Source organism: Mucilaginibacter defluvii, from assembly GCF_039543225.1.
GTDB lineage: Bacteria > Bacteroidota > Bacteroidia > Sphingobacteriales > Sphingobacteriaceae > Mucilaginibacter > Mucilaginibacter defluvii.
This window is the reverse complement of record NZ_BAABJI010000001.1, coordinates 401,396-422,495: the sequence shown is the minus strand read 5'-3', so window position 1 is coordinate 422,495 and position 21,100 is coordinate 401,396. Positions and strand designations below refer to the sequence as shown.

The following is a 21,100-nucleotide window of genomic DNA, read 5'->3' as shown; positions in this document are numbered from 1 at the left end:
TCGCGCCGCTTTTTCCATTAAAGTATTTTTCTGCCCGGATTACAGGATCAGGATCAGTACCAGGATGATGATGATGATAGCACCTACTGAAAGGTAAACACCACCTCCACCAAGCGCCTGAGCTTCTTTATTTAAACCTTTAAGCTCGTTTTTCAGTTCTTTGCGCTCAGCTTTAGTCAATTCTGATTTATCCATCTCTTTAATCTCGGCAACGCGTAATTTTATTTCTTCTACACGGGCTTGCTTTTGCTCCTCGGTCATGTTAGCGATGGCCTCTTTATTAACGCCGTCCTTCTTGTCGTCGTTATAAGTAGCGGCATTGCTGGTAAAAGCTGCAAAAGTTAGCAGCAAAGTAGTAGCTAATAGATAAATTTTCCTTTTCATAGCAGTTAAATTATTGTGAGTTTTAAACTGAATAATATTTAAACGCTTTGAAATGTTTTGAGAATTTGCAATTATTTAACATTCAAAACCTTATACGCTTACGTACCATGCTGCTTCAAAGGTATGGCCATGTTTTAGGGAATGTATGGCTTCCTTTTGGCTGATGTCGTTCGGGTGGCCTTCGGTATCGGTATACCCAAGCCAGGGCTCAATGCAAACAAAATCGGCACCGGGTTTTGCCCATATCCCTAAATGGTCAAAATGCGGATATTCAACGGTTAATGTTTTATCGTGCTTTTCGCTTTTAATAACCAGCATTTTCGATTTGATGTTCTTAAACACCAGTGCGTCGCGGTTAAAAAGCTCTTTGGTTAAACGGAGTTTCTTCCCATCGAGCGCCACAGGTTCGGTTTGGCCGGTCAGGAATCCGCCATCAGAAAGCACGTATCTATTCAGTTCCTCTTCCGTTTCAAACTCCAGGTAATAATCATCATAATTTTCGCCTGCTGTAAAAGGTACATTAAAAGCCGGGTGCCCGCCTACCGAAAAATAAATAGTACGGTCATCCAGGTTGATCACTTTATAAGTAACCCGCAGGGCATTCTCAATAAGAGTATAAATTATCTGGAAATCGAATTTATAAGGATATACCTTCAGCGTTTCGGCGCTGTTAGGTAACGAGTAAGTGGCGTGTACCTCGCTCTGGTCAATCAATACAAACTCACTGTTGCGGGCAAAGCCATGTCGAGGCAGTGTATACTTTTCGCCATCAACTAAAAGCTCGTTATTGAGCACCATCCCTACTATCGGGAACAAATTGGGTGCATGCCAGGGCCATACCGACTCATCGGCCTGCCAAAGCTGCTCAATACCATTTGCCTTATTGTATACCGATGTAAGTTCGGCGCCTTTGCTACGGATAGATACGCGTAAGTGTTCGTTCTCAATGGTTGTCATAGATGGATAACTTTAGCTGATGTCTTTTGTTTATGATACGCCAAAAATGCTAAAATTATAACAACCTGCAACTACTGATCTGTTTTGGTTGCTGCCTGGATTACCGAATCCTTTTGTGCCGGTGTCAGCTTATAATTCCATTTGTACAAAGCACCCTCCCAATCACCATACGACGGGTTGGGCAATACAATATATTTTGTTCCGAATTGGTTAGCCAGTTTACGGGTAGCCTGATCACGGTTTTGCTCGTTGGGCTTGTTGTCATACAAGGCATCAAAATCGGGCAGGTTATCGCCGCAAAGCAAAATGATGTTGTGTGTTTTTTGTACCTGCTGGCGTCGGCTCTCCTTACTTGATGAGGTTTGTTTAAGCAACAGGTGCGCATTGTCCGCATCAGGCAAACCGTAGCGCTTGAGATTTTTTAACGTACCGCCTCGTTCGTCCTCATCGCGGTTGGTAATGTAAAATACGGTGATGCCTTTTGATGCCGCGTATTTTAAAAACGCCGGGGCACCTGCAACTGTATCAGCAATGGCTTTGGCTGTCCACGCTTTCCAGGTTTTGGTATCGAACTCTAAGTTATTGAGCGCACGCTGCGCATCGTAAGGACTATTATCCAACACAGTTTCATCAATATCCGTAACAATAGCCAGTGGTTTATCCGTTGGTGTTTTTATAGCCAGATCAACCTGTACGCGCGCTGCATTATATGCCTGGAAACATAATGCCTTGTACTCCGCCGCCCTTTGCTGCCAGACCGATGCCCAGGCCTTGCCATTGTTGGCTACGGAGCGGGTTTGTACAGTTTGATGTTTAACTGTGCAAGAGGTTATTAACATCAAAAAAGCAACCGGCAGCAATAACTTCAACTTATTCATAGCATAGTGTTAGTTCTCTACCGGCTCAATCCAGTTACCATCTTCACGAATGATGTTGATTAGTTCGTCCAGCGCGTTTTCGGATGTTACGTTCTTTTTCACCACTTCCTTACCGCGGTAAAGGGTGATACGGTCGGTACCGGAGCCTACGTAGCCGTAGTCGGCATCAGCCATTTCGCCGGGACCATTTACGATGCAACCCATTATACCAATCTTCAATCCTTTAAGATGGCTGGTACGGCTGCGGATCATCTGCGTGGTAATCATCAAATCAAACAAGGTACGCCCGCAGCTTGGGCACGAAATATATTCTGTTTTTGAGATGCGCGAACGTGTAGCCTGCAATATACCGAACGAGGTTGAGGTAATTGCCTGCGTAGGCAGCCCAGGCGCGTCAATCCAGATGCCATCCCCGAAACCATCAACCAGCAAAGCCCCCATATCGGTAGCAGCATAAAGTTGGAGTAAAGTAACTCTTTGGTCCATGGTCGATCGGCCATAGTCCATAGTTGATTTTCCATGGTCTATGGTCGATGTACTATCGACTATAAAGTCATAACTCCTTTTTACAATGACCGGCGTATTCAACCCCAGTTCCATTAATTTGAAGAAGAATGTACGCTGATCGGCCATGCCGTGCGCCTTGTCAGTTTCCAGCACAAACACTAATGAACCGTGGTTCGGAAGGTTAGCGAAATCCTCTCTCATTAAGTCATTGGCCGTAACCCGCACCAAGTTCAATGGCGATGAACGGTCGGCAGAGGAGTCCAGGTATTCATCCAGCGTAAACACCGGATGGCACAAAAATTTATTGGCTAAGCCTACCCATGTTCTATAATTATATAGCTGTTTAAGGTTGCCAGGAAAGGTGAATGACGGCAAACTATCGCCCAGGTAAACAAAATCAACCGACTGCTCGGCCATATTATATTTATCCAGTATGGGAGAGTACAGGTAACCTGCATCATTCAATATCGATGGGTCTTTCAAATTAGCCTGCGACAGATCAACCACCACCCTCGGCACCATGTGCCCGCCAATAAAGGCATTTGCCTCGGTGGTTTCGCGGCGTTTATATTCGTAAGGAGAATACCTCTCCCCAACCCTCTCCACAGGAGAGGGAGTTGTATTTTTGCTTTCGGTCCTTTGGACTTCCTGACTTCCGGATTTCCGCTTACTATACCGCTCCACCAGCGCGATGGCTACCGGGGCTTCAGCTTCGGGTTCTTCGGTGAGAGATACACGTACGGTATCGCCGAGGCCGTCCTCTAATAAAGTACCAATACCTACGGCAGATTTAATGCGACCGTCCTCGCCGTCGCCCGCTTCGGTAACGCCCAGGTGTAGCGGATAGTTCATGCCCTCGGCTACCATGGTTTCAACCAGCAAACGGTAGGCCTGCACCATTACCTGCGGGTTGCTCGATTTCATGGAAACCACCAAATTACGGTAATTCAGCAATTCGCAAATGCGGATAAACTCCATAGCCGACTCCACCATGCCCTGGGGGGTATCGCCATAGCGGCTCATAATACGATCGGACAGTGAACCGTGGTTTGTGCCGATGCGCATGGCTGTGCCATATTCCTTGCAAATGTTTACCAGCGGGGCGAATTTTTGATAGATCCGCTCCAATTCGCCCTGGTATTCGGCATCGGTATAGTCTATCTGGTCAAAGCGTTTTTTATCGGCATAATTACCCGGGTTAACGCGCACTTTTTCAACAATGCGAGCGGCCACTTCGGCGGCGTTGGGTGTAAAGTGTATATCGGCAACCAGTGGGGCATTATAGCCACGCATGCGTAGTTGTTTTTTTATTTCGGCCAGGTTTTGGGCTTCCTTAATGCTGGGCGCGGTAATGCGTATGTATTCGCAACCGGCCTCTATCATGCGAATGGATTGTTCTACCGTGCCGATGGTGTCCATGGTGTCGGTAGTGGTCATGCTCTGTATACGGATGGGGTTATTGCCGCCCAACGGTACATCACCAATCTTAACTTCACGGGTAACAAAGCGGGAGTATTCTGTTAACGAATTACAGTAGCGGCCCTTCAGCTGCTTAACGGCATCAGCATTCATGCTATCAAAGATATATTTAAGCAAAAGTACGAAAATGTAACGCTTTAGGTATGGCAAAATAATCACAGCATATTCATCATCTATCCTGAATTTCTTTTGAGCGATCAAAAGAAACAAAAATCGCCGGCTGTTTAATTTTCTATGAAAGTTAGTGCAGCCACCTGCTATCCGAAAATTAAGAGGCCGGAATTATATATTATGAGTGGTTTATGCTTCTTGCAAATTAAATAAAGAGAAGCGTAAGCCTGCCGGAAAACCGGGCCGGGAGTATGGCCTGTGCGGATGAAGGTTTTTTCCGGCTTGATGTTTGGTTACTTTGCATCTAAGGTAAAGTAACTGGCCTCTGCGGCCAAGAGCAGACTAAAGATGATGAAGCACAAACCCTTGATCAAAGCTTTCTTAGAATGCTCCCCCTCGGGGAGGATTAGGGTGGGGTATTTTTTGTATCTTGCTACGCCTCATAATCATTTATTATTGATGAAAAAATTTACCTCACTACTTAGCGTGGCCGTAATGTTATACGGCTATACGCATGCACAAACCATGAATATTAAAACTCTACCTTACCCTAAAACTAAAAAGGGCGACGTAACCGACACTTATTTTGGCACTACCGTGCCCGACCCTTACCGTTGGCTGGAAGATGATCGCGCCGCCGACACGAAAGCCTGGGTGCAGGAACAAAACAAGGTTACCCAAAACTATTTAGGGCAAATACCTTACCGCGAACAGATCAAAGAACGCCTGACCAAACTTTGGAACTACGAGAAATATGGCGCGCCGTTTAAAGAAGGCAAGTACACCTATTTTTATAAAAACGATGGACTGCAAAGCCAATCCGTACTATGGCGCCAGGTAGATAAGGGCGAGCCGGAAATTTTTCTGGACCCTAACAAATTCTCTAAGGATGGTACTACCTCATTAGCGGGTATCAGCTTTACCAAGGATGGTAGTTTGGCGGCTTACCAGATATCTGAGGGCGGATCAGACTGGCGCAAGGTGATCGTTTTAAAAACGGATGATAAAAGCGTGGTTGGCGATACGCTGATCGACGTGAAATTTTCGGGCACATCATGGCATGGTAATGATGGTTTTTACTACAGCAGCTACGATAAGCCGAAAGAGGGCAGCCAACTGGCAGGTTTAACCCAGTATCATAAACTCTATTATCACAAACTGGGCACGCCGCAAAGCGAGGATAAGCTGATTTTCGGCGGCGAGAAAACACCGCGCCGTTATATTGGTGCCGGTTTAACCGAAGATGAACGCTTCCTGGTGATCAGCGCGGCGACTACCACTACAGGTAATGAGCTCTACATCCAGGATCTGAGCAAACCAGGCAGCCCGATCATCAATATTGTAGATAACTTTAATAACGATAACAGCGTGGTTGACAACGTTGGCGAAAAGCTGTACATCCACACCAACTTAAATGCCCCGAATTATCGCTTGGTTACGGTTGACTTTAATAACCCTAAATCAGCACAGTGGAAAGACCTGATACCGCAAACCGAAAATGTATTGAATATATCAACCGGCGGCGGAAAGCTATTTGCCAGCTACCTGAAGGATGCAACCTCGTTTGTGCAGCAGTATGACATGAACGGCAAACTGGAGCGCAATATCACCTTACCATCTGTGGGTTCAGCGGGCGGCTTCGGGGCTAAAAAAGAGGAGAAAGAGTTGTACTACACCTTCACTTCATACATCTACCCTTCTACCATTTTTAAGTATGATATAGCTACCGGTAAATCTGAGCTATATAAAAAATCGGGCGTACAGTTTAATCCTGATCTGTATGAGTCGAAACAAGTATTCTACAACTCAAAGGATGGCACTAAAATACCGATGATCATCACTTATAAAAAAGGTACCGTAATGAATGGTAAAAATCCGTTACTGCTTTACGCTTACGGCGGCTTTAACGCGAGCATGACACCTGGTTTCAGCACCTCGAACATTGTGTTGCTGGAGCATGGCGGAATTTATGCCGTACCAAACATTCGTGGTGGTGGTGAGTATGGCGAAAAATGGCACCTTGCCGGTACCAAGCTCAACAAGCAAAATGTGTTTGATGATTTTATCGCGGCAGCAGAATACCTGATCAAAAATAAATATACATCAAAGGATTACCTGGCCGTTTCAGGCGGATCAAACGGTGGCTTGCTGATAGGCGCCACCATTACCCAGCGGCCTGACCTATGCAAAGTAGCCTTCCCGGCTGTAGGTGTTTTAGACATGCTGCGTTACAACAAATTTACCGCAGGCGCCGGCTGGGCGTATGATTACGGTACGGCCGAAGATTCAAAGGAAATGTTTGAGTACCTGTACAAATACTCGCCATACCATGCCATTAAACCGGCAAGCTACCCGGCTACCATGATCACCACGGCCGATCATGACGACCGTGTAGTGCCTGCGCACTCTTTTAAATTCGCATCGCGCTTGCAGGAGATGCAGAAGGGCACTGCACCGATACTTATCCGCATTGAAACCAACGCGGGCCATGGTGCCGGCCGTTCAACCGCGCAAATCATCAGTGAACAAGCTGATAAATGGTCGTTCATGTTTTACAACATGGGCGTTAAATGGTAGTATATAATAATGCTATAAAAAGCGAAAACGGCTGTCCATTACCGGGCAGCCGTTTTACTTTTTACTACTACTATTTTTGACAGAAACTTTCTTTTAGTGTTTGCCGTGGCCATTGCCTTTACCGTGGCCATTGCCGTAACCCGGGTGACCCTTTCCTTTTGCTTTAACAAATGATTTACCCGGACCTTGGTGCTTAACATTTACACGATTAACAGTGCGGTATTTAACATACTTAGCATCGCGGCTATCACGTATAACGGTTGTGCTCGGGCGGCCACGGTAGCTTACATATTTGTTATGTATAACCGTGTGGTTACGCCAAGGGTCACGGTCGTTAATTACCACCTTGTAACCGTTATATAAATTATAGTTTCGGTAGCGAGAAGGCAGGTATGTACGGTGCACCCAAACATTATTATCTAAATATACATACCGGCGTGCGGGAACATCATAATACGCGTCAATATCCGGCAGGTAATAATAATTTACATAATCATACCCAACAGGGCCCCAGGCCGGCTGGCTACCAATATTTATATTTACGCTTAACTGCGCGCTTGCCTTTTGTATAGTTAAAAAGCTTAAGGCTATGGCGGTTGTTATTATAAACTTTTTCATAACGTTTATTAGTTGTGTTATGATGGTAAGACAACCATACCGTGCAAAAAGTTTAAATACGCATTATTCAGGAGCTATAAAAAATAACAAAACACTGATTATCAATACAATAAAATCTATTATTCAGATATTATAATATCTTTTAACCTATATCAATAATTAAATAATTAACTGATAGTGTACCGAAGCCGCTATTCATCATCGTCGCTATCAGTCAAAGCGGCATCTTTTTTAACCGCTACCGCGGCTAATTGAGGCTTACCGATGCTTTTATATTTGCCCTGGCCGGACAATACAGCGGCAAGCAGCGCCTTATCCTGCATGGTTTTAATAGCTTCGGCAAGTTCTTTATCGTACTTAAAATGCGTTTCGTAACGGCCTTTCTCAAAATAATAACGCGCTGATATTTCATTTTCAAGCAGCTCTTTTATCTCCTGCTTGTGTTGTTTTAAGTCGTTACCCTTGCTGGCCAACAGCTTATTGCGCAGCACCTCGTATTCAGCCTGTATCTCGTTAAACTGTTTTTCGTTAGTGGCCTGGGTTTTCAGGCTGTTCAAAAGCGTTTCGGTTGCGGTGGTATATTTATAATCCTTCCCCGCCAGGTACTTTACAAAGTCATCATACTCCGCATCAGTAAGCGCGAACGAACGCGCGTCGGCTATTTTAGGATGCGTGTTTTTATATTGCGTAGCGTAATCAAATATCAACAGCTTGGCCACCAGCGTTTGCGTAATACGCGCGAATTTCTCTCGCTTAACCTCAATATCAGGCGATACACCGCTGCCATCATAAACAGAGCGGCCGTTTTTGGTTTTAAATTCATGGATGGATGAATCGGCTACCTTAACCACGCTGCCATCGTTTTTACGGTGCGCGTAATCCAGCTCCTGTACGCAACGCCCGGATGCAGTGTAATACTTAGCCACGGTTATCTTCACCAGATTGTTGTAAGGCAGGCTGAATGATTGCTGAACCAACCCCTTGCCAAAGCTGCGCTGGCCGATGATGATTGCCCTGTCCATATCCTGAAGCGTACCGGCCACAATTTCTGAAGCTGATGCCGAACGGTTGTTTACCAATACCACCAGCGGCAAATCGGGTTCAAGGGGGTTATCCTGTGTGGTGTACACATAGTTTTTTTCTTTTATTTTACCCATTTGCGATACCACCTTCACATCCCTGGCCACAAAAAGGTTAACTATTTTAACAGCTTCCTGCAAAATACCACCACCGTTTGAGCGCAGATCAAGGATAATACCTGCGGGATTATTCTTTTTTACAGCTAAAAGCGCGGCATTCACTTCATCAGCTGATCGCTCCAGGAATTTATCAAGCTTGATATAACCCATATTGCCATCAACCATGCCGTAATACGCAACATTGGGTTGCTTTATTTCGTCGCGCAGGATGTTTTTTTCAATCGGGTTTACCTCTCCGGTACGTTTCAACACTATTTTTATAGGCGCACCTTTCTGGCCTTTCAGCAACTGGCTTGCTTCCTCGTTATTTTTACCGTTAAGGGTTAAGCCGTTTATTTTTAAAATCTGGTCGCCCGCGCGTATGTCATTCTTTTGTGCGGGGAAACCGCTGAAAACGTCGGATATATAAACTTTATCATCACGTGTAAATACCGATGCGCCAATGCCGCCATATTGCGTGCTTACGTAATGCAGCTTAAAATCTTCAATCTCCGATTCGGGCACAAACTCCGTATACGGATCCAATCCGTTGAGCATGGCATCAACCCCGGTTTTAACCATTTTGGCAGAGTTGATATCATCAACATAATTGATATTTACTTCCTTGTACAGCGAGGCAAAAACGTCGAGGTTCTTCGATATCTGGAAAAGATCATCTTTAAAACTGAAGGTGATGGCGGCAACGGCAATGATGCCGGTTACTAAATACTGTACTTTATATTTTTTGATCTTCACTTTGCGGTATTCGTCTTATCTACTATAATATAAATGTACAAAAAGCCCCCCGGTTTTTGCGGAGGGTCTTTAAATTTTACAGGCGATTGTTATCAATGTTTACCAGCGCCTTTTTGAGGGTAAAAACCACGTAATCCCGGTCGCGGTTAACGAGTTCCATAATACGGGTAATCAGGCTGTCCTCCTGCCCTTCGGTATATTGTAATTGCGCATCAGTAAGATGATTGTATTTGCGTTGCAGTTTTATTTTAACGCGGTTCCAGTCCTGGTTGCTAATGCTTATTTCGGCCATTGGTATAAATGAGTTTGATGCAAAAATATAAAAAAGTATAAATGTTGCTTGTTTGAGTTTCGATTTGCCTTTGAATTCCGTCGTTGCATAAAATCAACGTCGGCATTTACAACAATTCCACCAACTCCTTCAAACTACTGATCTGCTGAGGCACATCCGCTGGTTTTTGGGCATTGTGCGGGTTAAAGTAAATGGCATCCATACCGTAGGCCAGCGCGCCGCGCACATCGGCCTCTATGCTGTCGCCTACCATAAGGCAACTATGCTTGGTGCAACCCGCCAGGGTAACGGCATGTTCAAATATGGCTTTATCGGGTTTGTTAACCCCCACTATTTCAGAGATGATGATATTATTAAAATAACCGGCAATATTGGTACCCGTTGTTTTTAGTTCGGTGGCCTCTTTAAAGCCGTTGGTAATTAAATGCAGGCTGTATTTGGATTGCAGGTATTGCAACGTTTCGTGCGCGTGCGGAAACAGGTTGGTTTTGGTGGGGCACAACTGCACGTAATCATCCTCAAACGATTGCGGCACAACATCAGGGTCGATGCCTAAATCCTGAAAAGTTTTTTTGAAACGTGTTTCGCGCAGTTGCTGCTTATTTATTTTACCTAAATGGTAATCAGCCCAAAGCTGGTGATTATTACGGGTATAGGTTTCAATGAACAGATCGGCCACAGGCAAGCCAAGGTCTTTTAACTTATGTATAACATAAAGCTCCTGCAAAGTTTCTTCGGCATTACGGTCAAAATCCCAAATAGTATGGTCGAGGTCGAAAAATATATGCTGGTAAGTTTTGGCGTTGCCTTTGTTTTCCGGTGAGATGCTGGTCATGCCGCAAATGTAGGTATTGCGCTGCACAACGGTGTAAAGCTATTGCAGCGTTTTATACATAATGGTTGTAGCGTCAAGCCTGTCCTCAAAAGTATCGAGGCAATAGCCCGGAATAACGCCCGCTATTTTATAACCTAACGAGGTATACAAAGGTTCGGCTATATCGCCGGTGCGGGTATCAAGGGTAAGCAAACTGCGGGTGTGCTCTTCGGCAATTTTTTCTATCTCCAGCATCAAGGTTTTAGCTATGCCCTGCCTGCGAAAACCCGGCTGCACCAACAGCTTAAGTACCTCGGCACGGTGCGGCTGGTTGGGCATGGTGTCTATATCCAGTTGTACGCTGCCTACCAATTCATCACCGGCTATGGCGGCAAGTACTATGATGCTGTTGGTTTGCACGGCCGATAAAACCCGCGAGGCCCAGTAATCCTCCGCATCCGTTTGCGAAAACGGCATCACAAAGCCAATGCTCGCCCCGGCATGCACACAGGCATGCAGCAGATCAGCCAATTGAGTTATGTATTTTTCAAGATCATCGGCACTTAGCTGCTTAATTGAAAACGGCTGTCGGTCAGGCATATTATAACAGATTGTACTAATCAAATATAGTTATTATACTTTAACACTGCCTGTACGTTTCAAGGTCCCCCAACTGTTTAATTCACCCTTTAAGGCTTTGCGTACCGATTTAAATAACACGTAATACATCAGCTGCCGCCACATAAACCGTTGCGGAATGATGTAGATGAGTTTACGGTAATCATCGCGCTCCATGCGGAAAGCAATAATGGATACTACAAAATCAACCAGCAAGAAAACCCCGTAATAGTTCAGCAAACGCTCAGGCTTAGGCTCAAAAAGTGCCAGCACCATCATCAGGTCGGCGAGCGGTGCAAAAAGCGGTAATATAATCTGGAAGATCAGGATATTAGGCATGCCTACCATCCCAAAAAAGCGATATTTTTTATTGAATAGCGCATCACGGTTTTTCCAGAAACTCTGCATTACCCCAAAACTCCAGCGAAAGCGCTGTTTAAGCAGCATCTTTACCGTTTCGGGCGCTTCGGTATAAGCAATAGCATCACCGCAATTACGCACAACGTAGCCCTGCTTCAATATACGCATGGTCAGGTCGCAATCCTCTGCCAACGTGTCCGACGTAAAGCCACCTGCTTTATAAATGGCCTCTTTACGGAACGCGCCGATAGCGCCTGGCACCACGGTAATGCTGTTGATAAGATCAAAGGCCCGCCTGTCCATATTTTGCGCCGTAATGTACTCTATGGATTGCCAGATGGTGATGAGGTTATGCGCATTGCCAACCTTAACGGTACCTGCCACAGCGCCGATCTCGGCATCAGTAAAGCATGCCATGAGATGATAAATTGCGTCGCTCTTTAACTGCGTATCAGCATCAATACAAACCAGGTATTCATTAGTCGAATACTCGATGCCGTAATTGAGCGCGGATGCCTTACCCCCATTTGCCTTAGTAAATATTTTTACCGACGAATGATTGCCAAACGCCTCGCTTACTACTTTGTAGGTATTATCTTTTGATCCGTCATCTATAAAAATAATGTCAAAGCGTGGATAGTTTAATTTAAGCAGGCTGTTGATGGTTTTAACCGCCGTAACCTCCTCGTTATAAGCAGGTACTATGATACTAACCGCCGGCAGATCAGTGTCGGCCACAGCTGCCTGGCGGTTTTTATTCTCAAAGAATTGCTTTACAGCCAAAATACCGATCAATATAATACGGCCTATCGCCAAAAATATGGCCGACAAGAACACGTAGAACAAAAACCAGTTGCCATAAAAATAACCTGCCACCACGGCGTTATACAAAGGCCCGGTAATGCCGCTGTTGGCATCATCTTTAACAACGGGCATTATATCGTCGCGCGTTTTGTCGATCACATCGGCAATGGTGGTAAACTTGTAGCCCTGGCGTTTTAGCTCTTTAATAATGCGCGGCAGCGCCTGCACCGTAGCCTCGCGGGTATCGCCCCCGGCATCGTGTAATAATATCATGGAGCCTTTGTGCGCATCGCGAATAGTGCGCGCGTAAATACTATCGGCGGTAACACCCGGATACCAGTCCCAAGGGTCAATGGATTCGCCGATGTTGATATAGCTTTGCCTGCGGCTTTCAGCCACGGGTATTACCTCGGCAATAGTCTGCGGCTCGGCATCCGCATTAAACGGCGGCCTGAACAGGATGGTGCTGCGCCCCGTAACGGATTCAATTAATTTACGGGTAGCATTTAACTCCAGCTTTACCCGCTCCGGGCTCACTTTTGATATATCCGGATGCAGATAGGTATGGTTACCTATTTCATAACCTTCATCATGTATACGCTTTAGCAGGGGTATGTTTTTTTCGGCCATTGCGCCTACCACAAAAAAGGCCGCAGGTACGTTTTCACGCTTCAATATGTCTAATATACGCGGGGTATAGTCAGGGTCGGGGCCATCATCAAAAGTTAATACCAGTTTGCCGGGCTTATAACCGTAGCGGCGTATCACGTATTTAGTAGGCAGCGTAATGTATTGCTGTTTGGTGATGGTGTAACTGGTGGTATCCATCCGCAATTTAATCTCGCCCGCGTGCGGGGTAGTAATCAGGTCGAGCACTTCGCCATCGCCAATGTAATCTATCTTATCATTCAAACCTACCGATGACAGCAAACGGGTATCAAAACCCGTTTTACGCAGCGAATCAATAGTGAGGTTTTTGGAGATGAAGCTCCACAACCGCGGATCTTCATAACTCAAACGCCACAGCGCCACGCCCGCCGTACCCCAGTCGTCCGCCATGCGGATGATGTTGAAATTGGCGGCCGCATCAGCAAAATAAACGGTGTGCCTCAAACTGTCCAGCCCAAGGTAAGTGTAATGCATATTAGCCGATGCCGGATCGAATACAATACGTGCACTATTTTCTTTGGCCACACTTATAGCCTGCTGGTAACTTACAGGCGAGCCCACGCTATTATCAGGCCAGTCAAACCCGCCACCCGGAAAAGTGAGTATCACCTTTTCGCTGGGTACCCGCGCGCACACATTATCTATCAGCTCCTCCACCCATTCCTGGTGCGATACATCACCCGCGTTGCTCGACTCGTTGTGCTGATCAATAGCCATCACGAATAGGTAGTCGTTCACATGCTGCAACTGTTCCAGCCGGTAGTTCTCATCCTCGGCAATAACATTTTGGGTAAGTATCAGACCTTCAGCGTGCAGGGCAGTATAGAGTTCTTTTTGAAAACTGCGGAACTTACGGCTGTTGATGTCTATATCGTACACATCAATATTAAGCCCTCTAAAATTCCGCTTTTTCAGCTGCGTAACTATGTCATCAATAAAAGCGGCCCGCAATTGCGCGTTACCGGTAATACGATTAAGTGTTTCGGTATCGTACCCCCCGCGCAGGTTGTCGTAATTAACATAGTTGGATAGGCTGACAACTACCGGCTTCTTGTACTTTTTATTCAGGTTGATGAGCCCGGTATCAATAGCCACGTTCACCACATTAGCCCCCGGCTTAATAAAAAAACCTTCGCTCACAACCATATCCAGCTTGGGCAAACTTTCGGCTAACGAGTTGTAGGCCTGCGGTTCCCATGCCCGGTAAAAGGCGGCATTGATGCGGCGTTTGTTGTTGGGGTGTTTAAGTTGCTGTAGCCTGCGCGCCTGCTGCAGGTTTTGCAGTTGCTTTTTCTGTATCTTAAAATCTCGGTATTTGGTTGAGCGCTTTAATTGCTCGAGCTGCTGTGCGGTAAGCTTTTTAGGTGAGGGGTTTAAATTTGGAAGGCTGGGATAGGTTTTATCGGTAACGGTAATAGCGGCGGCAATAATACCGCATATAAGCACTAATAAAAAAATGCGGCTAAACCATTTAAAGCGTTTCCATCTGCCAGGCGTATCGGCCTGAAAAACCTGCTTTTGTGACATGAAATGTTAATAGCAAAAATTAGGGAATAAAGGGCTATTTATGCTTATCAGGCTGTAAGCTGCTAAAATCGACGCCGCACTTACAATTGGTACCGCAGCCTTTTTTGGCAAACAGGCTGTTATATATTTTACGGCCCAGATAGAACGCTGCGGCCACAAATAAAATAACAACTATTACAACCTGAATATTCATCGGCACAAAATTACAAATTATATTATTGAAACGCAGCAACCCGAGCCATGATATAACCGCGATAATGATTTACATGTTAATGACAGTGTGCGGATTAGCTTAAAATCGTATCCAAATCAGCTTTAAGGGGCAATCTTTGGGCTGATAACTACGCTGTTAATATATTCATAATGTAGTAAAAGCTTTAAAATGCAATAAATTAAGTGTACCTTTGCGCCAAATTTTAGAGCCGCATTTACATGCAAAAAATAAGAAACATAGCTATTATAGCACACGTTGACCACGGTAAAACCACACTGGTTGACAAAATTCTGCACAGCTGCGAAATATTTCGTGATGGACAGGAAACCGGAGAATTGATATTAGATAATAACGACCTGGAGCGTGAACGTGGTATTACCATTGTTGCAAAAAACGTTTCGGTTAAATACAAAGACGTTAAGATCAATATTATTGATACTCCTGGTCACGCCGACTTTGGCGGTGAGGTTGAGCGTGTGTTAAAAATGGCCGACGGCGTATTGCTGCTTTGCGACGCATTTGAAGGCGCCATGCCGCAAACCCGTTTTGTTACCCAAAAGGCTTTGGCTTTAGGCTTAAAACCTATTGTAGTTGTAAACAAGGTTGATAAAGAGAACTGCCGCCCTGAAGAGGTTTACGAGCAGATTTTTGAACTATTTTTTAACCTTGATGCTACCGAAGAGCAACTGGAATTCCCGGTTATTTACGGTTCATCAAAACAAGGCTGGATGAATACCGATTGGAAAACCCCAACCGATAACATCTTCCCGCTGATGGATACCATCTTGGCGCACATCCCGCCGGCTCCGTTTAACGAAGGTTCGCTGCAAATGCAAATTACCTCGCTTGATTATTCATCTTTTGTAGGTCGTATCGCGATCGGTCGTGTTGCGCGCGGCACCATTAAAGAGAACATGCCGGTATCATTGGTGAAACGCGATGGTACTATCCAAAAATCACGTATAAAAGAGCTTTACACTTTTGAGGGCTTAGGTAAAATAAAAGCTACCGAAGTAAAAGCAGGCGATATTTGCGCCGTTGTAGGTATTGATGGTTTTGATATTGGCGATACCATTGCTGATTTTGAAAAACCGGAGCAACTGGAAGTTATCAAAATTGATGAGCCTACCATGAACATGATGTTCACCATCAATAACTCACCTTTCTTTGGTAAAGAAGGTAAGTTTGTAACCTCACGCCACCTGCGCGACCGCCTTATTAAGGAAACTGAAAAGAACCTGGCCCTTCGTGTTGTTGAAACCGATTCGCCTGATTCATACCTGGTATATGGCCGTGGTATCCTCCACTTATCAGTACTAATTGAAACCATGCGCCGCGAAGGCTATGAGTTACAGGTGGGCCAGCCGCAGGTTATTGTTAAAGAGATTGACGGTGTTAAATGTGAGCCGATTGAAACCCTGATAGTTGATGTACCTGGTGACGTTGCCGGCAAGGTAATTGAACTGGTTACCCAGCGTAAAGGCGATCTGTTGATTATGGAGCCAAAAGGCGATTTACAACACCTTGAGTTTGATATCCCGTCTCGCGGCATCATCGGTTTACGTAACAACGTATTAACCGCTACTGCCGGTGAGGCTATCATGGCACACCGCTTTAAAGCCTATGAGCCATGGAAAGGTACAATCCCTGCTCGTTTAAACGGTGTATTAATATCAATGGATAGCGGTAAAACTACTGCATTTGCTATTGATAAACTGCAAGATCGTGGCCGTTTCTTTATTGATCCGGGTGTAGATATCTATGAAGGCCAAATATTAGGTGAGCACATACGCGATAATGATTTGGTTATTAACCTTACCAAAGGCAAGCAGTTAACCAATATGCGCGCATCCGGTAGTGATACCAACGTACGTATTGCACCGGCCATCAAATTCTCGCTTGAAGAATCAATGGAATATATCCAGGCTGATGAATACATTGAGGTTACGCCGCAAAGCATCCGCTTACGTAAAATTTACTTAACTGAAAACGAGCGTAAGGTAAACGGTAAAAAATTCCAGTCGTAATATTATTATTACTAATTAAAATAAAATGGCTATCCCAACCGGATGGCCATTTTATTTTAATTTTCTGTTAAAGAAAATTTTTCTTGTTAATGCGGTTTGGGTTCTTGTTATTCATTACATAAACTTAAAACCCATTATCATGACCATAAAAACGCGCGTTATCTGCACGCTCTTCCTCGCGGGCGCTCTAATTTTGTCAATATATTGCAGTTGTATACGGCAACCAATAAATAGCTTTATATAATAAAAAGGAGGCTTTTTGGCCCCCTTTTTTATTTACGTTTCTATTAATAATACAAAGTCGTCCCTTCAAAAGTAAATAGTGCGGAGGTTGAGGTTTTTCTGATTTTCACAGGTCCGGCATACACTGTAGGATATGTTGTGTAGTACCAAGACCCGTTTGTAAATGAAAAAACCGGTGTGAGGTTGAAATAAATATCAATTAAATACACCCCAACTATTTTATTTGTAACGTTATCGCCATACATAACATAATTATCACCGGAATAAGCAAATCCTCCGATATCAACTGTAGCAAAATTTATCCCCGCGCTTGCAGGTGGTTGCAATGCCGGAATTTTAACTTCAGCAACTGCATTAATTGAGGTCACAGTAAACAGCAACATCATTGAAAGTAAGCCTAATTTTTTCATTTTTTTAGTTTTAAGGTTAAAAGGAAATACAATTGATTAAATATAAAGAAATGTTATCCAAGAAAGAAAACTTGTTATTCATTTAAAGTGGATATGTAATCCCATTCTTCCAGCCATAAATCATCAATAAGGGTTATTCTATTTTTGCAAAATCACGTATATTAGTGCAAATTTTATCACACAAATACATGAAGCACTTTTTTGGATTGTTAGCTACAATATTATTTTCAATAAGCTTTATTTCCTGCCAGTCAACCTCCCTTGAACCTGAAGGCGATCCAGCTGACTCCACCAAAATCCCAACAGATACTATTGATCTTACACTTGATAGTTTAAAAACCGGCCTCATCGCATTTTATCCGTTTGATGGCAATGCCAAGGATCTTTCAGGCAATAAGCATAACGGTTTGGTTTATAATATTACCGATGCAAAGAACCGATTTAACAAGCCCGCTTCGGCATACGAGTTTAATGGCTATAGTGCTTTTGTAAGGGTGGAAGACGAAGAAGACCTACGCCTTTATAACACCAGCTTTACCGTTAACTACTGGATATATGTTGATGCTTATAACCTTTCGCACGGTTCGGCCATATTACATAAACGCGGTTCGGGTTCACGCAACGGCTGGCATTTATCTTTTTCGGGTGCTGAAGCACAACATACCAGCGTAGGTAAAGTGGGCAGGCCCTCTTACGGCGTTTCCGCCGGCGACGATCCGTTTGCCGTGGGTGAGAAATACCTGCAAAAGGGTATCTGGTATATGATCACGTCTCTGTATGACCTGGAAGCACAAACCTATACCACTTACATAAACGGCAAGTTAGACGCAGTTACACAAAACATACCTACGCCTAACGCCCTTACTGATGCGCCTTTGTTCATCGGCCGCGACAGTATTTTCCCTTATGATGGTACCGAGCCATATTATTTTATGGGCAGGCTTGATGATATCCGCATCTATAACCGCATTATAAGCGATACCGAAATGCAGAAACTTTTTGTTTTAACCCAGGAACAGTCGGCCAAATTATCACAACAATAAGATAAGCCCGATTATTATTTTCCCGAATAACGTTACAAAAGTTAAATTAGCCGGATGAAAGGGAATGACAGGTTAAATCCTACTATATTTCATACGCGCTATGTGCATTTAACACATCTGCGGGATGCAACAATAAAAGTTATTAACCAATTAACAACCAATAGCCCTAACAAGCTATTGGTTGATTTTGGTTGCGGCGATATGCCTTACCGATCGGTTATTGAGCCAAAGGTAGGCAAGTATCTGGGGGTCGACCTGGAAATGAACCCGAAAGCCGAACACCATATTGATTTCGACAGCAAGACCACCTTGCCTGATAACTACGCTGATATCGTACTGTCAAACCAGGTGTTAGAACATGTAGACTCGCCTGCGGGTTACCTGCAGGAAGCGTTACGCATACTTAAACCCGGCGGCACGCTAATACTTACTACACATGGTTATTGGTTTTATCACCCTACCCCGAATGATTATTGGCGCTGGACGAGCGCGGGCTTGCGCAAAACGGTAGAAAAAGAAGGTTTTATCATCTCCTCTTTTCATGGCATTATGGGATTGGCTGCCAGCGGCTTACAATTGTTACAGGATGCTATAGCGGTAAAGATGCCTAAATTCCTGATTCCGCCATTTGCTTTAGTGATGCAGGGCATGATCGGCTTATTCAACAAAATAAACTCGCAAAGCCAGCGAGACAGGGATGCATCATTATACGTTGTTATTGCTACAAAGCCGATATAAGTGATGGGTGAGTTTAACCTATGCATTATAAAACCCAATAACAACGCTTTCTCCGAAACATTTATTGAAGAACATATAAAGCGTTTGCCCGGCAACAAAAAGGTGCTGTGGGGCGGGGCTTTCCCTGTGTACGATGATGAGGGCAAGTTTATCATCGTGTCGAAATGGGGACTTTTGTTATATCTGATACAAAAGCGAATATTTAAAAAGCTATCTATAGGCATAGCCAACAAGGCTCTGGCAAATTATTTCACAAAAAATGAAATTGATGTGGTGTTTGCCGAATATGGTATGGTTGGCGCAATGGTTACCGATGCTTGTAAACTTGCAGGCGTTCCGCTGGTGATACATTATCATGGCGCCGACGTTCACCACGCCGGTACGGTAAAAAAGTATTACGCGCAATATCAAAAGGCTTTTAATTACGCGAGCGCTTTTATAGCTGTGTCGGGCGATATGGTGGAGACCTTAAAACAAATGGGCGCTCCGGCCGACAAAATTACACTTTCTTCCTGCGGAGTGGACACGCATGCCTTTCCGCAATTAGACATATCATCCAACGGGAGAAACTTTATTTCGATTGGCCGCTTTGTGGAGAAAAAGTCGCCCCTGTCTGTCGTAAAAGCCTTTAAAATAGTAGCTGATCAATATGAGGATGCTACATTAAACATGGTAGGCAATGGCCCTTTATTTGATGAAACGGCCGCTTTTATAAGAGTATCTGGCCTGGACGCTCAGGTAACATTAAGAGGGGTTTTAAAGCCTGACGAAATAAAAGTGTTGTTAAAACAAAGCCGGTGCTTTGTACAACATTCAGTTACGGCGGCTGATGGCGACAAGGAAGGTACGCCCGTGTCGGTTTTAGAAGCGGGCTCATCGGGACTGGCCATTGTAAGCACCCTGCACTCGGGTATAAAGGAGGCCGTAATCAATGGTGAAACAGGTTACCTGGTGCCTGAGCATGACATTGAAGGTATGGGCGCTTACATGCTGAATATAGCCGGTGATATTAACTTAGCCGTGAAACTTGGCAATGCAGCCGCAGCACATATTCGTAATAACTACGACGTTAATAATAGAATATCTAAATTGACAACCTTATTACTAAACGCAAAAAAGCAATAAAATGATAAAGAAAATAGCTTTGAGCTTTATTAAAAAATTGGGCTACGACATAATAAAACCGGATAAACGATTAATAGTGGATGGCTTGCCCGCTGACTTTGACAAAAGCATCATAAAAACATATAAAAAAGTAAAGCCGTATACACTTACCACACCCGAAAGAATTGCCGCGTTATGTAACGCTGTAAACTATATAACAGAAAATAACATTGAAGGTGATATTGTGGAATGCGGTGTGTGGCGCGGCGGAAGTTCAATGGCAGCCATAGATACATTAGTAAATAATAAGGATTTGAGTAGAAATATCTACTTATACGATACCTTTGAGGGCATGTCTGCCCCTACTGAAGATGACAAAGTACTCTCCGGCACGTCAGCTCTTGAACTAATGAATACATCGGATAAAGAAGACCCCACATCAGTATGGTGCTATTCTACTATTGAAGAGGTGCAAAATAACGTAAGAATGCTTGACTATCCGGATGAAAAAATTTTTTACATAAAAGGCAAGGTTGAAGATACTATTCCGGCAACGCTACCTGGCAAAATCGCTATATTAAGACTCGACACTGACTTTTATGAATCCACCAGGCATGAATTGCATTATTTATATCCGCTGCTGGTACAAGGCGGTGTTTTGATTATTGATGATTACGGCCATTGGGAAGGCGCCAGAAAGGCTGTGGATGAGTATATCAAACAACATAAGCTCCCGGTTTTGTTAAACCGGATTGACTATACCGGACGTATAGCTATAAAATGGAAATAAAC

Annotated in this window: 18 protein-coding genes; 6 read left to right on the top strand and 12 right to left on the bottom strand. The window is 44.3% G+C overall.

The features are described from left to right. Nucleotides 1–39: 39 nt before the first annotated feature. From ABD960_RS01810 to ispG, 4 genes are all read right to left on the bottom strand, one after another. Nucleotides 40–384 carry a hypothetical protein gene (locus tag ABD960_RS01810; protein WP_345329201.1) on the bottom strand — a complete coding sequence of 115 codons (345 nt, stop codon included), beginning with the start codon at nucleotides 382–384 and terminating at the stop codon, nucleotides 40–42. A gap of 90 nt (nucleotides 385–474) precedes the next feature. Next, nucleotides 475–1,341, bottom strand: coding sequence for an aldose 1-epimerase family protein (locus tag ABD960_RS01805; protein ID WP_345329200.1), 867 nt, complete (start codon nucleotides 1,339–1,341; stop codon nucleotides 475–477). A 71-nt stretch (nucleotides 1,342–1,412) separates the two neighbouring features. After that, entirely contained in the window at nucleotides 1,413–2,219 is an 807-nt protein-coding gene (locus ABD960_RS01800) for a 5'-nucleotidase, lipoprotein e(P4) family (RefSeq protein WP_345329199.1), read from the bottom strand. Nucleotides 2,220–2,228: 9 nt separating this feature from the next. Then, nucleotides 2,229–4,298, bottom strand: a complete 2,070-nt coding sequence (ispG, locus tag ABD960_RS01795) for a (E)-4-hydroxy-3-methylbut-2-enyl-diphosphate synthase (protein WP_345330073.1) — start codon at nucleotides 4,296–4,298, stop codon at nucleotides 2,229–2,231. Nucleotides 4,299–4,811: 513 nt separating this feature from the next. Between ispG and ABD960_RS01790 the strand changes: the two genes are divergently transcribed. Further along, the gene (locus tag ABD960_RS01790) at nucleotides 4,812–6,893 is read left to right on the top strand and encodes a prolyl oligopeptidase family serine peptidase (RefSeq protein WP_345330072.1); all 2,082 of its coding nucleotides are present in this window, start codon (nucleotides 4,812–4,814) and stop codon (nucleotides 6,891–6,893) included. 93 nt (nucleotides 6,894–6,986) lie between these two features. Here the strand turns inward: ABD960_RS01790 and ABD960_RS01785 are convergent, their stop codons facing one another. The 7 genes from ABD960_RS01785 to ABD960_RS01755 form a co-directional block, all read right to left on the bottom strand. Continuing rightward, nucleotides 6,987–7,511, bottom strand: coding sequence for a hypothetical protein (locus ABD960_RS01785; protein WP_345329198.1), 525 nt, complete (start codon nucleotides 7,509–7,511; stop codon nucleotides 6,987–6,989). Between the two features lie 191 nt (nucleotides 7,512–7,702). Then, nucleotides 7,703–9,445 (bottom strand): S41 family peptidase, encoded by a 1,743-nt coding sequence (locus tag ABD960_RS01780; RefSeq protein WP_345329197.1) that lies wholly within the window; start codon nucleotides 9,443–9,445, stop codon nucleotides 7,703–7,705. A 76-nt stretch (nucleotides 9,446–9,521) separates the two neighbouring features. Then, complete coding sequence (locus tag ABD960_RS01775; protein ID WP_345329196.1) at nucleotides 9,522–9,737, bottom strand: hypothetical protein; 216 nt, start codon at nucleotides 9,735–9,737, stop codon at nucleotides 9,522–9,524. Nucleotides 9,738–9,843: 106 nt separating this feature from the next. Continuing rightward, the gene (locus ABD960_RS01770; RefSeq protein ID WP_345329194.1) at nucleotides 9,844–10,572 is read right to left on the bottom strand and encodes a YjjG family noncanonical pyrimidine nucleotidase; all 729 of its coding nucleotides are present in this window, start codon (nucleotides 10,570–10,572) and stop codon (nucleotides 9,844–9,846) included. Nucleotides 10,573–10,611: 39 nt separating this feature from the next. Then, nucleotides 10,612–11,151, bottom strand: a complete 540-nt coding sequence (locus ABD960_RS01765; protein ID WP_345329192.1) for a GNAT family N-acetyltransferase — start codon at nucleotides 11,149–11,151, stop codon at nucleotides 10,612–10,614. Between the two features lie 33 nt (nucleotides 11,152–11,184). Beyond that, nucleotides 11,185–14,529 carry a trifunctional glycoside hydrolase family 18/polysaccharide deacetylase/glycosyltransferase family 2 protein gene (locus ABD960_RS01760; RefSeq protein WP_345329191.1) on the bottom strand — a complete coding sequence of 1,115 codons (3,345 nt, stop codon included), beginning with the start codon at nucleotides 14,527–14,529 and terminating at the stop codon, nucleotides 11,185–11,187. 34 nt (nucleotides 14,530–14,563) lie between these two features. Further along, entirely contained in the window at nucleotides 14,564–14,722 is a 159-nt protein-coding gene (locus ABD960_RS01755) for a FeoB-associated Cys-rich membrane protein (protein ID WP_345329189.1), read from the bottom strand. A 239-nt stretch (nucleotides 14,723–14,961) separates the two neighbouring features. Between ABD960_RS01755 and typA the strand changes: the two genes are divergently transcribed. After that, the gene (typA, locus tag ABD960_RS01750; protein ID WP_345329187.1) at nucleotides 14,962–16,770 is read left to right on the top strand and encodes a translational GTPase TypA; all 1,809 of its coding nucleotides are present in this window, start codon (nucleotides 14,962–14,964) and stop codon (nucleotides 16,768–16,770) included. Between the two features lie 287 nt (nucleotides 16,771–17,057). Here the strand turns inward: typA and ABD960_RS01745 are convergent, their stop codons facing one another. Continuing rightward, entirely contained in the window at nucleotides 17,058–17,423 is a 366-nt protein-coding gene (locus tag ABD960_RS01745; protein ID WP_345329185.1) for a hypothetical protein, read from the bottom strand. Nucleotides 17,424–17,611: 188 nt separating this feature from the next. On the opposite strand from ABD960_RS01745, the gene ABD960_RS01740 reads away from it, so the two are divergent. Genes ABD960_RS01740 through ABD960_RS01725 form a run of 4 tightly spaced genes read left to right on the top strand, consistent with a single transcriptional unit; the run spans nucleotide 17,612 to nucleotide 21,098 of the window. Continuing rightward, complete coding sequence (locus tag ABD960_RS01740) at nucleotides 17,612–18,466, top strand: LamG domain-containing protein (protein WP_345329183.1); 855 nt, start codon at nucleotides 17,612–17,614, stop codon at nucleotides 18,464–18,466. A gap of 54 nt (nucleotides 18,467–18,520) precedes the next feature. Next, nucleotides 18,521–19,204, top strand: a complete 684-nt coding sequence (locus ABD960_RS01735; protein WP_345329181.1) for a class I SAM-dependent methyltransferase — start codon at nucleotides 18,521–18,523, stop codon at nucleotides 19,202–19,204. Nucleotides 19,205–19,207: 3 nt separating this feature from the next. Further along, the gene (locus tag ABD960_RS01730; protein ID WP_345329179.1) at nucleotides 19,208–20,329 is read left to right on the top strand and encodes a glycosyltransferase; all 1,122 of its coding nucleotides are present in this window, start codon (nucleotides 19,208–19,210) and stop codon (nucleotides 20,327–20,329) included. A gap of 1 nt (nucleotide 20,330) precedes the next feature. Continuing rightward, nucleotides 20,331–21,098, top strand: coding sequence for a TylF/MycF/NovP-related O-methyltransferase (locus ABD960_RS01725; protein WP_345329177.1), 768 nt, complete (start codon nucleotides 20,331–20,333; stop codon nucleotides 21,096–21,098). Nucleotides 21,099–21,100 lie beyond the last annotated feature (2 nt).

Excerpts from the sequence above, each read along its gene's own strand:
- ABD960_RS01810 (WP_345329201.1), bottom strand. The coding sequence starts at position 384 with ATGAAAAGGAAAATTTATCTATTAGCTACTACTTTGCTGCTAACTTTT.
- ABD960_RS01805 (WP_345329200.1), bottom strand. The coding sequence starts at position 1,341 with ATGACAACCATTGAGAACGAACACTTACGCGTATCTATCCGTAGCAAA.
- ABD960_RS01800 (WP_345329199.1), bottom strand. The coding sequence starts at position 2,219 with ATGAATAAGTTGAAGTTATTGCTGCCGGTTGCTTTTTTGATGTTAATA.
- ispG (WP_345330073.1), bottom strand. The coding sequence starts at position 4,298 with ATGAATGCTGATGCCGTTAAGCAGCTGAAGGGCCGCTACTGTAATTCG.
- ABD960_RS01790 (WP_345330072.1), top strand. The coding sequence starts at position 4,812 with ATGTTATACGGCTATACGCATGCACAAACCATGAATATTAAAACTCTA.
- ABD960_RS01785 (WP_345329198.1), bottom strand. The coding sequence starts at position 7,511 with ATGAAAAAGTTTATAATAACAACCGCCATAGCCTTAAGCTTTTTAACT.
- ABD960_RS01775 (WP_345329196.1), bottom strand. The coding sequence starts at position 9,737 with ATGGCCGAAATAAGCATTAGCAACCAGGACTGGAACCGCGTTAAAATA.
- ABD960_RS01770 (WP_345329194.1), bottom strand. The coding sequence starts at position 10,572 with ATGACCAGCATCTCACCGGAAAACAAAGGCAACGCCAAAACTTACCAG.
- ABD960_RS01765 (WP_345329192.1), bottom strand. The coding sequence starts at position 11,151 with ATGCCTGACCGACAGCCGTTTTCAATTAAGCAGCTAAGTGCCGATGAT.
- ABD960_RS01760 (WP_345329191.1), bottom strand. The coding sequence starts at position 14,529 with ATGTCACAAAAGCAGGTTTTTCAGGCCGATACGCCTGGCAGATGGAAA.
- ABD960_RS01755 (WP_345329189.1), bottom strand. The coding sequence starts at position 14,722 with ATGAATATTCAGGTTGTAATAGTTGTTATTTTATTTGTGGCCGCAGCG.
- typA (WP_345329187.1), top strand. The coding sequence starts at position 14,962 with ATGCAAAAAATAAGAAACATAGCTATTATAGCACACGTTGACCACGGT.
- ABD960_RS01745 (WP_345329185.1), bottom strand. The coding sequence starts at position 17,423 with ATGAAAAAATTAGGCTTACTTTCAATGATGTTGCTGTTTACTGTGACC.
- ABD960_RS01740 (WP_345329183.1), top strand. The coding sequence starts at position 17,612 with ATGAAGCACTTTTTTGGATTGTTAGCTACAATATTATTTTCAATAAGC.
- ABD960_RS01735 (WP_345329181.1), top strand. The coding sequence starts at position 18,521 with ATGAAAGGGAATGACAGGTTAAATCCTACTATATTTCATACGCGCTAT.
- ABD960_RS01730 (WP_345329179.1), top strand. The coding sequence starts at position 19,208 with ATGGGTGAGTTTAACCTATGCATTATAAAACCCAATAACAACGCTTTC.
- ABD960_RS01725 (WP_345329177.1), top strand. The coding sequence starts at position 20,331 with ATGATAAAGAAAATAGCTTTGAGCTTTATTAAAAAATTGGGCTACGAC.